General features: G+C 68.3%; 19 protein-coding genes. 8 read left to right on the top strand and 11 right to left on the bottom strand.

Features of this window, described 5'->3' with window-relative positions:
- The first annotated feature begins 141 nt into the window (after window positions 1–141).
- On the top strand, window positions 142–609 hold the full coding sequence (locus VGR06_RS02975; RefSeq protein ID WP_327557366.1) for a general stress protein: 468 nt from the start codon (window positions 142–144) through the stop codon (window positions 607–609).
- A gap of 12 nt (window positions 610–621) precedes the next feature.
- On the opposite strand, the gene VGR06_RS02970 is transcribed toward VGR06_RS02975, so the two are convergent.
- The 4 genes from VGR06_RS02970 to VGR06_RS02955 are packed head-to-tail and all read right to left on the bottom strand — an operon-like array spanning window position 622 to window position 1,842.
- Entirely contained in the window at window positions 622–987 is a 366-nt protein-coding gene (locus VGR06_RS02970; protein WP_327557365.1) for an HPF/RaiA family ribosome-associated protein, read from the bottom strand.
- Window positions 984–1,493 carry a DUF5994 family protein gene (locus tag VGR06_RS02965; RefSeq protein ID WP_327557364.1) on the bottom strand — a complete coding sequence of 170 codons (510 nt, stop codon included), beginning with the start codon at window positions 1,491–1,493 and terminating at the stop codon, window positions 984–986. The genes VGR06_RS02970 and VGR06_RS02965 overlap by 4 nt, the downstream gene beginning before the upstream one ends.
- Entirely contained in the window at window positions 1,490–1,642 is a 153-nt protein-coding gene (locus VGR06_RS02960; RefSeq protein WP_327557363.1) for a DUF6307 family protein, read from the bottom strand. The genes VGR06_RS02965 and VGR06_RS02960 overlap by 4 nt, the downstream gene beginning before the upstream one ends.
- Window positions 1,639–1,842: an RGCVC family protein gene (locus VGR06_RS02955; protein ID WP_327557362.1), complete on the bottom strand. Its 204-nt coding sequence runs from the start codon at window positions 1,840–1,842 to the stop codon at window positions 1,639–1,641. Before VGR06_RS02955 ends, VGR06_RS02960 begins: the two co-directional genes overlap by 4 nt.
- A gap of 152 nt (window positions 1,843–1,994) precedes the next feature.
- On the opposite strand from VGR06_RS02955, the gene VGR06_RS02950 reads away from it, so the two are divergent.
- The 3 genes from VGR06_RS02950 (at window position 1,995) to VGR06_RS02940 (ending at window position 4,542) form a co-directional block, all read left to right on the top strand.
- A complete protein-coding gene (locus VGR06_RS02950; protein WP_327557361.1) occupies window positions 1,995–2,225 on the top strand; it encodes a hypothetical protein in 231 nt (76 codons plus the stop codon).
- On the top strand, window positions 2,218–3,054 hold the full coding sequence (locus VGR06_RS02945; RefSeq protein ID WP_327557360.1) for a transglutaminase family protein: 837 nt from the start codon (window positions 2,218–2,220) through the stop codon (window positions 3,052–3,054). Before VGR06_RS02950 ends, VGR06_RS02945 begins: the two co-directional genes overlap by 8 nt.
- Before the next feature lie 348 nt (window positions 3,055–3,402).
- A complete protein-coding gene (locus VGR06_RS02940; protein ID WP_327557359.1) occupies window positions 3,403–4,542 on the top strand; it encodes a hypothetical protein in 1,140 nt (379 codons plus the stop codon).
- On the opposite strand, the gene VGR06_RS02935 is transcribed toward VGR06_RS02940, so the two are convergent.
- Both VGR06_RS02935 and VGR06_RS02930 read right to left on the bottom strand, forming a co-directional pair.
- Window positions 4,485–4,724, bottom strand: a complete 240-nt coding sequence (locus tag VGR06_RS02935; protein WP_327557358.1) for a hypothetical protein — start codon at window positions 4,722–4,724, stop codon at window positions 4,485–4,487. The two genes, VGR06_RS02940 and VGR06_RS02935, sit on opposite strands and share 58 nt — an antisense overlap.
- A gap of 20 nt (window positions 4,725–4,744) precedes the next feature.
- A complete protein-coding gene (locus VGR06_RS02930) occupies window positions 4,745–5,026 on the bottom strand; it encodes a GlsB/YeaQ/YmgE family stress response membrane protein (RefSeq protein ID WP_327557357.1) in 282 nt (93 codons plus the stop codon).
- A gap of 326 nt (window positions 5,027–5,352) precedes the next feature.
- Here VGR06_RS02930 and VGR06_RS02925 point away from each other — a divergent pair, with 326 nt between their 5' ends.
- Complete coding sequence (locus tag VGR06_RS02925) at window positions 5,353–5,904, top strand: DUF5994 family protein (RefSeq protein WP_327557356.1); 552 nt, start codon at window positions 5,353–5,355, stop codon at window positions 5,902–5,904.
- 427 nt (window positions 5,905–6,331) lie between these two features.
- On the opposite strand, the gene VGR06_RS02920 is transcribed toward VGR06_RS02925, so the two are convergent.
- The 4 genes from VGR06_RS02920 to VGR06_RS02905 all read right to left on the bottom strand — a co-directional run bounded on the left by VGR06_RS02920 (window position 6,332) and on the right by VGR06_RS02905 (window position 9,246).
- Window positions 6,332–7,204, bottom strand: a complete 873-nt coding sequence (locus VGR06_RS02920; RefSeq protein ID WP_327557355.1) for an alpha/beta hydrolase — start codon at window positions 7,202–7,204, stop codon at window positions 6,332–6,334.
- Between the two features lie 69 nt (window positions 7,205–7,273).
- Entirely contained in the window at window positions 7,274–7,666 is a 393-nt protein-coding gene (locus VGR06_RS02915) for a hypothetical protein (RefSeq protein ID WP_327557354.1), read from the bottom strand.
- 101 nt (window positions 7,667–7,767) lie between these two features.
- Window positions 7,768–8,505, bottom strand: a complete 738-nt coding sequence (locus VGR06_RS02910; protein WP_327557353.1) for a GAF and ANTAR domain-containing protein — start codon at window positions 8,503–8,505, stop codon at window positions 7,768–7,770.
- A gap of 6 nt (window positions 8,506–8,511) precedes the next feature.
- A complete protein-coding gene (locus tag VGR06_RS02905; RefSeq protein WP_327557352.1) occupies window positions 8,512–9,246 on the bottom strand; it encodes a GAF and ANTAR domain-containing protein in 735 nt (244 codons plus the stop codon).
- Window positions 9,247–9,447: 201 nt separating this feature from the next.
- Between VGR06_RS02905 and VGR06_RS02900 the strand changes: the two genes are divergently transcribed.
- Entirely contained in the window at window positions 9,448–10,794 is a 1,347-nt protein-coding gene (locus VGR06_RS02900) for an alpha/beta hydrolase (RefSeq protein ID WP_327557351.1), read from the top strand.
- Here VGR06_RS02900 and VGR06_RS02895 read toward each other — a convergent pair.
- Window positions 10,791–12,461 carry a tannase/feruloyl esterase family alpha/beta hydrolase gene (locus VGR06_RS02895; RefSeq protein ID WP_327557350.1) on the bottom strand — a complete coding sequence of 557 codons (1,671 nt, stop codon included), beginning with the start codon at window positions 12,459–12,461 and terminating at the stop codon, window positions 10,791–10,793. The genes VGR06_RS02900 and VGR06_RS02895 overlap by 4 nt on opposite strands.
- A 254-nt stretch (window positions 12,462–12,715) precedes the next feature.
- Between VGR06_RS02895 and VGR06_RS02890 the strand changes: the two genes are divergently transcribed.
- Complete coding sequence (locus VGR06_RS02890; RefSeq protein ID WP_327557349.1) at window positions 12,716–13,723, top strand: alpha/beta hydrolase; 1,008 nt, start codon at window positions 12,716–12,718, stop codon at window positions 13,721–13,723.
- A gap of 426 nt (window positions 13,724–14,149) precedes the next feature.
- A partial coding sequence (locus VGR06_RS02885) for an endo-1,4-beta-xylanase (RefSeq protein ID WP_327557348.1) occupies window positions 14,150–14,754 on the top strand: 605 nt, incomplete at its 3' end.

Genomic DNA, 14,754 nt, shown 5'->3' with positions numbered 1-14,754 from the left:
ACGAGCCGTCCTGACCGGCTGATTTCCACGCCGCGGGCCCTGCTGAGAATCGGCTGTGAGTATCCGAACGTCGGTATCGTCCGGGTTCGCGAGATTGTTGAGCCAGGTGTGGACAGAACATTCACGCAGAATTCGTCGAGTATGCCGACGCTTCCGGATGGCTGGCCGATCGGTTCCTACGACACGTACCGGGAGGCCCAGCGGGCGGTCGATCATCTTGCCGACCATGAGTTCCCGGTCCAGGGCATCACGATCGTCGGCGTCGAGCCGATGCTCGTCGAGCGGGTGGCCGGGCGGCTCACCTGGCGGCGGGTGCTGGGCGCCGGAGCGGCCTCCGGAGCGTGGCTCGGCCTGTTCGTCGGCCTGCTGCTGAGCCTGTTCACGGCCGGCGCCGGCCTGACGCCGATCTTGATCGGCCTGGTCTCCGGCGTGGGATTCGGCCTGGCCTCCGCCGCGTTCCGGTACGCCGGGACCAAGGGGCAGCGCGACTTCGTCTCGCACAGCCAGCTGGTCGCCCGCCGGTACGACGTGCTGTGTCAGCCGCGCACCGCCGAACACGGCCGGGACCTGCTCGCGGCATTGGCCATGAAGGCCCCGCTGACCGCCTGATCCGGCCGGGCTTCAGGCCGTGGGCCGCCGGGGCCGGTGGTTCTGCGGTTCGGTGCGGGTCTTGGCGTCGTCGACCTGACGGATCAGGTCGTCGCGGACCTCGCCCACGGCCATCGCCAACTCCGGCGCCGACGAGCTGGACACCAGGTGCAGGCGCGGAGTCCGGTTGATCCAGCATTCCAGCGTGACCCGCTGCCCGGCGCCGTTGCGTTCCTTGAGGCTGATCTCGAGGTCGACCTGGGTGTCCGGGAAGGACCGCAGCCTCGATCCCAGCGCGGCCAGGCGCTGGACGATCCAGTCTCGTTCGGACGACAGGAAGCCGGTCGCGAGGTGCAGCCGCTGGGCGATCACGTTCGGGTCTTCCGGGCTGCCGTTCATGTTTCCCTGTATTCCACGCGATTGTCGCGCCTGCTGAGCCGGACGCCGTTGCTCGCCAGGATCTCCTCGACGCTCGCCACGGTGTCCGCCGCGGCGGCCGATGCGAGCACGGCGCGCGCGGCGCCGCCCGGTGTGCCCGGCGGAACCACCAGCAGGATCCTCCGGGTTTGGTTCGACCCGGTCACCACGACCGTGTTCGCATCGAGTGTGGGAACGCCCGCCAACCGGACCGACCAGCCCTCCACGATCAGCTCGCGCGTCGTTGTGTCCCAGTCGTCGAGGTGGTAGGACATCCGGCGGACCGGGCCGACCCACGAGCTCATCGCCAGGACGAGCCCGGGAAACTCCGCGGCCGGATCGTGGGATCGCGGCCACCAGGCCCCGTCCACGTAACCGCGGGCGGCCCTGTTCGGCTTCATCCGCAGCCGCACCTCGGCGCGCACGGGCTCGTCCTGGCCGGCGCCGGTGTCCGGGTCGGCGTCCGGTGGCGCGGCCCATCCGGTCACCGTGCCTTCTCCGGGATGTGGTCCAACGCGTCCAGCACGTGCACCGCGAGGTCGAGCGACGTCTTGTCGTCGAGCGTCGAGTGGGCCTGCAGTGCCTTCTGGACCATCGAGACCCTCAGGTCGTACAGCGAGACGTACTTGGTGGTCATGAGGTGTCCTTGTCCGGGTTGGGGTGTCCGGTGCCATCGGGGTAGGCCGTGCAGACGCAGCCCCGGCTGAACTTCGCGGCGACGGTCGCGGCGCAGAAGCGGGCCGCGATCCGATCGTGGAACGCCGAGGGATGGGGGCACACCGCACACTCGGTTGCCAGGCCGGGCGGAGCGCTGTACGACTGATGATCAATGGACACGGAGACCCGTTCCTGATTTGCCGGCGTGGCTGGCACCTCGAAACGGGAATGTCATCGTGTCCGGATATTTCAACCCTACTCGCCGACGACGCGCTCAGGGAGGGCCGGGGGACCCTGCCGGCTATAGTCGGGGGTGGTCGAAGGCAATTCGCATGCCGGTGGTCGAACCGGCGTCGTCCTCGGCGGACACCGGGGACGGAGCAACCATCGTGAGCGTTTTGACCTCGGCGAACCAGGTTTTGACCACGGGCCGGTTGACGCTGCGGCCGTGGCGTGTCGATGACGCGCAGGCCGCGCTGGAAATCTACGCTCGGCTGGGCAACTCCGACCTCGACCGCGCGGCACCCGAAGGGCGTCACGCGCCCAACCGCACCCATGACTGATCACGACCGGTCCGCGGCGACCCGGTTGGTGCACATCGGGTGCGCCTTCACCTACCGCTGCGAAATCGACACACCGACGGTGTTCCAGGTTCAGCCCGGCGCCGGCCGCGGTGTCCGGGTGCGGAACGAGGAGTGGTCGATCCGGCCCGAAGCCGCGTCGCGCCACTACCGGGATCTCTACGGCAACCCGTGCCTGCGGGTGGTGATGCCCACCGGCCGGTCGCAGCTGTGCTACGACGCGGTCGCCGAGGTGCCGGACGCGGTCGAGGACGCCGATGAGAACGCCGCCGAGGTGCCGGCCGACCACCTTCCCGACGACGTGCTCCACTACACGCTGCCCAGCCGCTACTGCCTGCCCGACCTGCTCGGCGACGAGGCGTGGGCGCGGTTTGGCTCAACCCCACCGGGCTACCGCCGCGTGCAGGCGATCTGTGCCCACGTCCACCAGCACCTGCAATTCCAGTACGGCAGCTCCACCGCGCTCTCCACCGCGACCGACGTCAACACATCAGGCCTGGGCGTCTGCCGCGACTTCACCCACCTGGCGATCTCGTTGTGCCGCGCGCTCAACATCCCGGCCCGCTACGCCTTCGGCTACCTCCCGCGCATGGACGTGTGCCCCGATCCGATGCCGATGGATTTCGCGGCCTGGATGGAAGTCTGGCTGGCCGACCGGTGGTGGACCTTCGACCCGCGCAACAACACCCGCCGCAAGGGCCGCATCGTGATCGGCACCGGCCGCGACGCCGCCGACGTCGCGATGGCCACCACCTTCGGTGGCCCCGAACTGCTGTCGATGGCAGTCCATGCGGACGAGGTCCCGCGCTGACCGCGTTGCGGGTCTTCGCACGCTGGCCGTGCCTGATCCGGCACGGCTTGGTCGCGGCGGTCGGATGTGAGACTCTGATGCCACACGGCCCGCATCCGGGTTGTTCGCCCACGATCTCTCACCGAACCTGGCTCACCGACCTTCTATCGGCCAGGGAGTGGACGCCGCCAGCCATGGACGGTCCGTCTCACCTCACGGGAGATCCCCATCAGCGTTTCAGCCCTGCTGTCACCTTCGCTCGACGCTCCTCGTGCTCTGACCGATGTGTATGGTCCCGGCGTCGCCGTCTGCGCGCGGCCCGCGCTGGAGGCGGGTGTGCCGCCGGGTCGGCACCGGGACACTCGCGATGTGTATTCCGCCAGGCCGGTCGGTGTTGCCGCGGACGTGCCGGTGATCTGCAGCGCCGGCGGTACGGATCCGGTACTGCTGGCGGTAATGCGCGACGGCGGCCTACCGGTCGGCACCGATCTGCGTGAGTTCCGCAGTGAGGCGGAGTTCGTCGCGCGGGTGGCGGAGGCGTTGAGCGACGGGCTGCTGATCTCGATGGAGTACCCGCAGCCGACCACGCTGTGCCCCGACGACCGCGCGGTCAAAAGCGCGCAGCTCGTGGGCTACCTGAACAACAAGTCCAGCATCAGCACGCTGGTCGATCCGCGGTTTCAGGCGCGTCGCGGCGTCGTGCCGCGTGGGGATCTCGCCGAGGCGGCTCCGGCGGAGAAGTCGTGGGTGCTCAAGGCCGCGACCAACGAGGCCCACGGTGGCAGCCTTGACGTGTATCTGCACCGGGCCGGCGAGCAGATCGTGCTGCCGGCGTTCACCGACGTGCTCAGCGAGTTCGTGATCGAGGAGTACCTGGAGATCCGCCGTAACTGGGGCATCCAGCTCTACGTCGGTGCGGACGGGACGGCGCGCGTGCTCGCCGTCACCGAGCAGCGCATCGACCCGGCCGGGATCTACGTGGGCGGACGGTTCGGGCAGGTCGTCCCGCCGCCAACCGAGCTGCTCGCCGAGTGCTTGGCGATCGCCGCGCGCGCGGCCGTGCTGGGGTACCGGGGCCTGTGCAGCCTGGACTGCGCCCAAACCCAGGAGGGTCGACTAGTCTTTCTCGACCTGAACTTCCGGATCACCAGCGGGTCCGTCCCCTTGCTGGCGCTGCAATCCGTCCGACCCGAGGCTCTCGAGCTTCCCGCCGAGTCGGTGAAACTGACCGTCGCCGCACCACTGGCCGACCTGCTCGCCGAACTACGGCCGGCATTGGCAGCCGGCGGTGCGCTCATCATCGCCGGCCACGACACGAGCCGCACCGACAACACGGTGCACCGGACCACCCTCCAACTGCTGATCTTCGGCGACGACCCCGACGAGGTAACCGCCCGCCGAAGCGCACTGGAGACCAGACTCCCTCTTGCTTCGGCCGCGGCGCTGGCCGCTCAGACGACGCTGGCCGCCCGGGCTTGTGTCTCCGCGTCGGTGACCGGCACGAGATAGGTGCGCCAGTCCAACAGGTGGCCGGCGGCGTCGAGCAGCTCCACGCGCACCTGCGTGCCGGCGGGGACGCCCAGCTGCCTGGCGCTGCGTTCGTATCCGGAGGCCAGGCCATAGGCGAGGGTGTGCTCCTCGAGGAGGACGTTTCGGTCGCCATCCTTCAGGAAGTGCAATGTATGTCGCATTGGGTGGGTTCCCTTCGGGTTCATCGGCGGGCGCGCCGAGGGCTGCTGCTGGTGATCACGTGGTAGACGAGGAGCAGGACGGCCGATCCCGCGATGGCGGTTAGCCACGTCAAGAGGTCGAAGAACCGGTCGGCGCCGTTGGCGTGGAAGAGTTCCGATGCCGCCCAGCCACCGAGTAGTGCTCCAGCGATGCCGACCAGGGTGGTCACGACGACGCCGTATCGCGCTTTGCCGGCGAGTAGCGATTTGGCGAAGACGCCGGCGATGATACCGAGCATGATCCAGGCGACAGCGCCCACCATGATTCCTCAATTGACCTGTCGATCGCGGAAGGCGTTTGAATTTCCCATAATTTCCCGCCCCTCATCAGCGTAGACCCCGAACAGGGCTGACGCGCGACCGGTATCCCCCGTCCAGCCCGGTTATCGTTCGCTGTGACCGGCTGAACACGGCGCGTTCCCAGACTGGCGGAAATTCCGGAATTCGGGGTCAGAATCGACCGATCACATCGGCAACGGTGTAGTGTGAAGTTGTCGAGAACAGCTCGCACGTGAGTGGCCAAGCGCACGTCGTACTCGGCGAAATACCCAGACCGGTCGAAATTCAGGCCGGGGACGGGAGTTCCGGCATGAGGTCGGGCCCGCACCTTCGCGTAATTACCCCACTGGCCACGATAGCCATCGAGCCGCCGCGGCTGACACTTCGGTTGAAGCTGAAGCCGAGGGCGCCCACCACGGGGTATGTCGACGGAGCGTGGTGGCCCCGATCCCGGGATCTGTCCGCCGAACTGCCGGCGCTGCTTGCGGTGCTGGCAATTCGGCTGGGCCGCGTCCAGCGGGTCAGCTACAACCTCACGACGTGGGACGCCGCTCCCCGCCGCCTCCCCGTGGACGGCCATCAGGTGCGGCTGGGCGGATTCCACGCCCAGCACCCGCACACCGTGGACGTGATCGGACCGGACGGTTCGCGCCTCACGCTGCTGGCCGTGCCGCCAGGAACCAACTCGGCGACCGCGCACCAGGTTCTGCTGAAGGCGGGCCGGCGAGACAACATCGACAATGTCGATGACCTGCTTGCTCCCGCACCCACCGCCGAGCCGGGTCCAGCGACCGATCTCCCTGACGACCCGGCCACGGCGCGTTGGGAAGCCGATGGCGGCCGGGTCTTCCAGCGTCTCTGACAGGACCACGTCCGAGAAGGCGCTGAGCGTCCCTACGTTTTGTCCACACGGGACAATCGGACTCGCGCTGCTCGAAGAAATGCGCCCCGACCACCACGGCGATCCAGGCGACGGCCAGTGCGGGACGACCGAGCACGGTGTTGACCACGACCAGGCCGCCGAACAGCGCGGCGGCTTCGAATCCGACGATCGCCCAGCAGCGTCGGTCGGTGAACCCCGCATTGTCAGGCGCGGTCAGGGAGTGACGGCCGGCGCGCAAGATGGCGACAAGCAGGCCGGCCGCGATGACCGCGGCAGCGGTACGAATGACCGGCGGCCATCCACCCGGCAGTCCGCCCGCTGTTGAGTTCGAGGAAGACCAACCCCGGCACCGTGGCGACCACCGGCCCGAGCAGCATTCCCAACCCTTCGCCCCGGGACGTGGCCGTCATTCCGAGACCCGTGGTTGACCGGTGGTCGGTTCCGGGATGATCGTTTTTACCGTGGTGTGGCGGGCCGCCCAGTCCAGGGCGTAGTCGGCGACCTCCTCCCAGCCGGGGACGCCGACCGTGAAATGGGGCCGTCCCGGGAACTCCCGGTAGTCGGTGACGGCCCGGGATCTGCCGTAGCGCACGGCGGTTTCCTTGACCAGCGACGTGGGTACGGTGTGGTCGGCGCCGCCGGCGATGAGCAGCAGCGGCGCGCGATCGTGGTTGCGCAGGTCGACCTGGGTGGCGGGGTGCCACAGCAGGTTGGCGGTGGCGGCCTGCCACAGCGGTCTTCCGGTGCAGGGGACGTGGTAGCGGTCATAGAGCGCCCGCGAGTCGCCCTGGCCGAGGGTGTTGGTGAACCCGTAGTGCCACTGCCCGGGGGTCAGTGCGACCGTCTTCTTGCGGTTTGCGGGGTTGCGCAGCACCGGAAGGGCCGATCGGAGCGCGGACAGCGGCAGCCTGAGCACGCCCTTGACCGGGGCCGGGTGGATCGCGACACCGGCGGATCCCAGGCCGCGGTCGAGCAGGATCTGCACGAGGAGACCGCCGAACGAATGGCCCATGATGATCGGCGGTGCGGTGAGCCCGCGGATGAACGTGTCGTAGTGGTCGGCCACCTCGGTCACGCCAAGGCCGTCCGTCATGCCCAGGTGCTCGTGCTGCGCCGCGGCGTCGAGCTCCGTTCCCGGCCAGGCGGGCGTCAGCACCCGGTAGCCGCGCTCGGCGTAGCGGGTGACCCAATGCTCCCAGGATCGAGGGGTCAGCCACAGCCCATGGACGAGCACGATGGTGCCGGCGGGGCCGCTGTTATTGGCGGGGTTTGAGCTCATGTGCGGGGGCGACACGATTTACCTGTTTCTTGACTGGCCGGCGTGGCTGGCACCTCGAAAACGACAATGTCATTGTGTCCGGATATTTCGCACTGTACCCGCTGAAGAAATTCTCCGCGCTGACCGCGGCCGGTCGCTCAGTTCGGTTACCGGGTCGGCCAGGCTGAGGAGTGCGTCGATGACGTGGTTGGCCGATCCATTGGTATGCCAGAAGATCGCCCTCGGGAACAGGATTTCCGGTTCGTGGACGGAGATTCGGGTCGCGTCGGCGTCCTGTTCGCCGTAGATCTGGACGATGTCGATCACTCCGTGGTGCGTGCGGGCGGCGACCAGCGCGACGACCATGCCGGCGACATCGCGGTTCGTCCCGAAGCGGAAGCCGAGGGCGCGCAGGGCGATCAGGCGCTGATCGATGTCGGCCGAATCGACAAGAAGCTTTTCCACCGCCGGCACCTCGTCCACTACCGATGACTGTTGATTCGGGCACTGGCGAGGTCCGGGCCTTCCCGACGCTGACCGGGCAAAGGTACCGCGCGGAGCGCGCCGGTGCGCGTCCGAACGGCCTATCTCTCGGGTTGGCCGGACTCCGAGGTCAAAGCGGCGGCCTCGGGTGACTGGTTGATGATCGCCAGCGCCACGTGAGCGAGCAACTGGTTGTGGTTGCGGGCGAACGTGCGCATCAGCGTGAACGCCTCCGCGATACCGATCTGCCGGCGGGCCGAAAGGACGCCCTTCGCCTGCTCGATCAGGATGCGGCTGTTCAGCGCGGTCTGCAGCTGCTCCATGAGCTCCTCACGGTGCTGCAGCGCGCGAACCTGCAGGATGCTGATCGTGGCGACATCGGCGAACGACTGCGCCACCGCCACCACCTCGGCCGGGATGGGCTTCGGTTGGTGCCGGAACAGGTTCATCGCCCCGACGGTCTGATCGCGCAGCCGCATCGGCACCGCGTACACCCCGGCGAACCCCCGCTCGCGGGCCGCGGCGGCGAAGCGTGGCCAGCGCCGTCCTTCAGTGGTCATGTCGACACATTCGACCGTCTGCCCGCTGCGGTAACAGTCCAGGCACGGCCCTTCCTCGTTCTGCAGCTGGAAGAGCTCGAGCAGGCGGGCCTGCTCGGTCGAGGCTGCCATCAGGTTGAGCGTGCCCCGCAGGTCTGCCAGCAGGATCCCGGCGGCGTCGACATCCAGCAGCTCCACACAGCGTTCGGTGAGCGTGTGGAGGAAGTCGACGATGTCGAACCCCACCACGAGCGTGTCGGCCAGTTCGATGTACGTCTTGGTGATTCGCTGATCCAGCACGATGTCTCATCCTTGGTCGTGATCGTCGGTGCCCGATGCCAGACGCAGCGCTCCGGTCAACACAGCATGGGCCACTTCGGACAGGCGGCGACCGGTGAGGTAGGCGTGGGCCCGCAACCGGAGCAGCGCGTCGGCGAGCGTGGTGTCCAACTGCACCGACACGACACCGGTGGCCTGATGGACCTCGGCCCATCGGTACTCGAGGTCGCCGTCCGAGGCGGGGAGCGAACCGCTCGAGGGTCGGGACAGTTGATCAATTACCTGGATCATGGCCGCGTCGGTGAACAGCCAGGCGTCGACGAGCTCGGCCGCCGTCAGGCTGCCCGCATCCGCGCGGTGGATCTCCAGCACACCCATCGAGATCGCCCCCAGCACCAGCGGGAACGCGAAAACGGCCAGGGTTCCCGCGGTGACGGCCGCCGGCGCGAACGCCGGCCAGCGGCGCATGCAGACGTCGCTGCTGAGATCGGGTATCAACACCGGGCGGTTCTCCGCCAGCGCCACGGTGCTCGGTCCTTCGCCGAGTGTCGCCTGCAGATCCATGACCCATTCACTTGCCGAACTCGTGGCGGCGAGCGGCTCGACCAAGCCGAGATGGCTGATCACCGACGCGCCCACCCCGGTGGCCCCAACCATAGCCGCACACGCCACGCACACGTGGCGAACCGCCGCGGGCACACCCTCCGCCTGGGCGAGGTCACCGATCGCCGTCGCGACCCTGATCGCGCGATCCGCATCCACGCTCGACTCACCCGGTGTCTCAAACGGCATCGCCCGGCCCAGCTGAACACTAGACGGTAGGGCTGGCCCTACCACGACCGGACCGGCTGGCCGGCTGGTCTGCCCGTGCTGGGCCGGAGATGGTTAGGCATGGGAAAAACCGTTCAAGTTTTGACGATCGCGGCAGCGGCCGCTGGTGTGTCGGTAGCCGCTGGTGTGTCAGTGCCTGCTGGGGCGCAGGAGGCGGGCCCGGTGTGGGCGGCGTGTTCCGGGGCTCCTGCGCAGGAGTGCGCCACCATCGAGGTTCCGCTGGATTATCGACATCCGGGGGAACAACGGATCTCGTTGGCGATCTCCCGGATCCGCACGGCCAAGCCGGACTTGCGGCGGGGTGTTCTGCTGCTGATTCCGGGTGGGCCGGGCAACCCCGGGTTGTACCGGCCGACCACGCACGGCATGCGACTGCCGGCCGAGGTGCTCGACCGCTACGACATCATCGGGTTCGATCCCCGTGGGGTCGGCCAGAGCACGCCGGTGACGTGTGATCTGACGGGTGAAGACGCTGAGCCGCAAGGGTTCATGCCGTGGCCCGGGGTGGGTGGGGACATCTCCGGGAGCGTCGCGAAAGCCAGGAGGGTCGCACAGGCGTGTATCCAGAATGGCGGCGAGCTGATGCGGAACATCAGCACCCGCAATGAAGCGAAGGACATCGACCAGATCCGGCAAGCACTGGGTGAGCGAAAGCTGTCGTACTGGGGTACCTCATATGGGACCTATGTGGGTGCGGTCTACGCGACCCTGTTCCCACAGCGCACTGACCGGGTCGTGCTGGACAGCAATGGCGATCCCGACCCCCGGAAGCTGGAACGCGGGTGGATGAACAACTTCGCGATCGGCGCAGGGGACCGGTTCCCCGATTTCGCCGCCTGGGCAGCGGAGCGGAACAGCACCTACGGTTTGGGTGCCACACCCGACGCGGTGCGGGCCACCTACCTGAGTCTGGCCGCCAGCCTCGACGAGAACCCGCGGCCGGGCGTCAGCGGAAACTATCTGCGGGCCGCGGTGTTCACCGGGCTCTACAGCGACACGAATTTCCCGCTCGTGGCCGACATCATGCGCGGTGGCCCGCCCACGATCCCGGTGCCGCCGCCCGCCCAGTATCAGAACACCTACGCCGCGCTGACCGCGACCGGTTGCAACGACGTGAACTGGCCCAGATCCGTTGACCACTACGTCCGAACCGTCGCCCAGAACCGGCACGACTTCCCGCTGACCGCGGGCATGCCGGCCAACATCACGGCGTGCGCGTTCTGGCCCTACCAAGCCGAAAACCCCGTGACGATCACGTCGCACGGCCCCGACAACGTCCTGCTGATCCAAAACCTCCGAGACCCGGCCACTCCCTACGGCGGAGCCCTGAGGATGCTCGAGGCATTCGGCCACCGGGCCCGTATGGTCACCGTGAACGCCGGCGGCCACGTCTCCTACCTGTTCAACGGCAACCCCTGTGGCGACAACGCGGTGACGGCGTTCCTCACCCAGGGAACCCACGAGAGCGTCAGCTGCTAGCGGTGGCTGCCCTCGAATCGGCCGAGCCAGGGGAAATGGTCCTGGTTCGGCCGTTCGGGTGGGGTCGCGACGAAGTTGGTGGCGTCGTTGATGTTGCCGGTGCCGGTGTAGCGGGCGGCGAGCGGGTAGGGAAAGACCGGTCGGGTGCGGACGATGGTGCCGGCGTTGGACTGGGTGGCGACGACCTTGGTGGGAGCGGTGCTGTTCTCCACCCAGTTCATGAGGGGGGTGAGCAGGTCGAAGGTGTTGGGTGCGGTGCCGCCGCCGCAGTGCAGGACGCCGGGGAACATGAACAGGCGGGCGAACTGCTGGGTGGCGGTCAGGCCGCCCATGCGGTCCTGGACGGCCTGGTAGTAGGCGACCGTGCCGGTGGGTGGGATGGCCTGGTCGGCCCAGCCGTGCCAGAGGATGAGCTTGCCGCCGGCCCGGCGGAACGCGGACAGGTCGGGGTCGATGGCGTCGTAGAACCCGGCGAGCTGGCGCACGCGTTGGAACGTGGGCCGGTCGAAGGCGAGGTCGTTGAGGGAGAAGGAGAGCGGCGGATTGCGGTCGAAGGCGAGGTACTTGACCCAGCCGTTGCCGATGCGCCAGGCGACCGTGGAGTTCTGCGGTGCGGCCGGGGTGAACGGGATCATCCAGCCGGCCCAGGCCAGCTCGGAGCCGTAGGGTTGCCCGCCGGGGTAGAGGTGCTCGCCGCGGTCGGTGACGGCGCCGGAGTAGATCTTGCGGACGACTGTGACCTGGGCCCGGGTCAGGCAGGTGGGGGTGTCGGTGTCGCCCGGGCAGGCGAGCCGGCCGGGGTCGAAGCCACAGGTGCGGGGGTCGTCGAGCTGCCCGTCGACGAGCCCGTCGAGCCCGTCGCAGGCGGACATGACCGCGTCGTGCAGGGGTGCGAGCTTGGTGGCGGGCAGGATGACCCGGCCGGCGGCGTCGAAGTCCACCCGGGCCAGCCACGGTTGGTTGAACGCGTTGAGCTCGGTGGTGATCGAGGCGGGTGCGCCGGCGAGGATGCCGTCGAAGTCTTCCGGGTAGCGCTGGGCCTCGGTGAGCCCTTCGTGGCCGCCCTGGGAGCAGCCGTCCCAGTAGGAGAACCGTGGGCGCTGGCCGTAGAAGGTGGTGATCAGCGCCTTGGCGGCAAGCGCGGTGAGGTGGTCGGCGCGTTCGGCGAAGTCGATTCTCGCCTGCGGGTCGGTGCCGAAGTTGCCGTCCGCGGTGCCGCCGCCGACGTGCCCCTGGTTGTTCGAGGCCATCGCGAAGGTGCCGTCGGTGACCGGCACGCAGCCCTCGGCCGCCTGCACCCTGATCGCGAGGGACCCGCACAGGCCGCCGCAGCCGGTCTGCAGGTAGCGCTGCCGGTAGGTCTGGGTGGGCAGCTGCACCTCGAACTGGATCTGCGGAGCGATGACCCCCTTCACGTCGCACACGGGGTAGCCGGGGGTGGCGGTCGCGGCCCCGGCGGAGGTGATACCGGTGCCGGCACCCACCTCCGCCGAGACATCCACCCCCGCCAGCGCGGCACAGTCCATCCGCGGGGTCAGCACCGGCAGTTGGACGACAAGCGGCTCGACCGTGACCGGCTTCGTCGCCGGCTCCCCGGCCGCGATCAACGGCAACGCCATGAGGGCGACGGCGGCGGGCGCGGCCCGGAGCACACGGCGACTCGGCATCGAATCCTCCTTGTGCGCTATACGAACACAGGTTCGCAATGCGGCGAGCCCACGGTACGACCGGGTGCCGGTGCCGTCAATGCGGTGCTGGACCGGGTATGCCGTCCGGTCTCGATTGTGCGCTATGCGCACAGTCGTTCGTATTGTTGACGGTGACGCATCGTGTCGCTACGGTGACGCGCAGGCTGATGGGCATGTCGCTATCCGGACAAGTCTGGGAGCGCTCCCAGCCCAGTCAGATAATGGAGGACTCCATGCGTGCTGGTATTCGTGTGGCCGCGATCGTCGGAACGGCGGTGGCCGCCGTGGCCGCGGGCGGTGGTTCCATTCCCGCGGTTGCGGCCTCCGCCGGGCCGGCCCAGGTTACGCAAGTGATCAGCAACATCGCCTATGCACCTGCCCAGCCGGCCGGCAGCCGGGGCCATTTACTCGATCTCTACCTTCCCTCCGGCGGCACCACGCCGCGGCCGCTGCTGATCTGGCACAGCGGCTCGGCCTGGATGAGTGACGACGGCAAGTCCGGCGCGTCCTCGATCGCCAATGTCTTCAACCCCCGCGGGTTCGCGGTGGCCGGGGTCAGCGTCCGGTCCAGCTCCCAGGCGATCTTCCCGGCGCAGGCGTTCGACCTCAAGGCGGCCATCCGCTGGCTGCGCGCCAACGCCGGGCAGTTCCAGCTCGACCCGAACCGGTTTGCGTTCATGGGCAACTCCTCCGGCGGTTGGGCGGCCGACATCGCCGCGCTGACCGGGGGTGTGGCCGATCTTGAGGGCACGATCGGGACGACCGGTGTGTCCAGCCGGGTGCAGGCGGGTGTCGCGTTCTTCGGTCCGACCGACTTTCTGCAGATGAATGCGCAGCGGATTCCGGGCGGGCTGGACCACGACGGCGCCAACTCACCGGAGTCGCGGCTGATCGGCTGCGCCATCCAGACCTGCCCGGACCGCACCCGGCGGGCCAACCCGATCAACTATGTGGAGGGCACCGACCCGCCGATGATGCTGCTGCACGGCCAGGCCGACCCGCTGGTCCCGCACGGCCAGAGCGTCCTGCTCTACAACGCGCTGCGGGCGCAGTGCCGGGACGTCACGTTCTTCTCCGTTCCCGGCGCCGGGCACAGCACCAGCGATGTCATGAACCCCTCCCGGTTCGGCACCCAGACCGTGCGCACCGTCCGCGGCTGCCAGGAAACCGTCACGGTCGGCACCCCCAACCCCACCTGGGACACCGTCAACAGCTTCCTGCGGACCGCCCTGCGGATCTGACGGCGGCACCTGACCCGCACCGAGCACCAACCTCGCGGCCGGCGGGGTTGGTGCTCGGCGTTTCGATGCCTTCGCTGAAACATGACAGCGCCGCACTGAAACGTTCCATGGTTATAGGGGGATTTGGTGAATCACCGGTGTTCGAAAACCTTTTCGGTAGTTGCGCCGTGCGAAAAGCTCATTCATCGGTTGACCGTGGCGATTCGTGTCGTTACCGTGAGGCCATACCTCCGACCTATCAGACAGCGTTCGAAATACCGAACAATCTGGGAGCGCTCCCAGCAGCGGTGTGATTCTGGTGCGGGGAGCGGTCTGTGAGTGTCCCACACTCCCGAGTGGACAGTGGGCCTTGGACGACATGACGACCCGGCGGCGCACCGATGGAACGCAGCGCCCGGAACCCCTGCCGGTGAGGAAAGGACAACGATGCCCGATCTGATCCGTTCCCGTGCGCGTCGGGGTCGGCGGCTCCGCCGCATTGCCGTCACGGCGCTCGCCGTCGCCAGCGCGGTGACCCTGCTGCCGCAGACGGCTGCCGCCGCCACGACCCTGGGCGCGGCCGCAGCCCAGTCCGGCCGGTATTTCGGCGCCGCGGTCCCCACCTTCAAGTTGGGTGAGGCGCAGTACACGACCATCCTGGACCGGGAGTTCACCATGATCACTCCCGAGAACGAGATGAAATGGGATGCCACCGAGCCGTCCCGCAACAACTTCACGTTCGGCTCGGCCGACCAGATCGTCAACCACGCCCGCAGCCACAACCAGCGCATGCGCGGGCACACCCTGGTCTGGCACTCACAGCTGCCCGGCTGGGTCACCAACATCGGCGATGCGAACACGCTGCGCAGCGTGATGAACAACCACATCAACAACTTGATGGCTCACTACCGCGGCCAGATCTATGCCTGGGACGTGGTCAACGAAGCGTTCGCCGACGGCGGCAGCGGCCAGCTGCGCAGCTCGGTGTTCCGCGACCGGCTGGGTACCGGGTTCCTCGAGGAGGCCTTCCGCACCGCCCGCACCGCCGACCC

Origin of the sequence: Actinophytocola sp., from assembly GCF_036002505.1 — a bacterium.
Classification (GTDB): domain Bacteria; phylum Actinomycetota; class Actinomycetes; order Mycobacteriales; family Pseudonocardiaceae; genus DASYTH01.
This window is presented reverse-complemented; position numbering and strand designations above follow the sequence as displayed.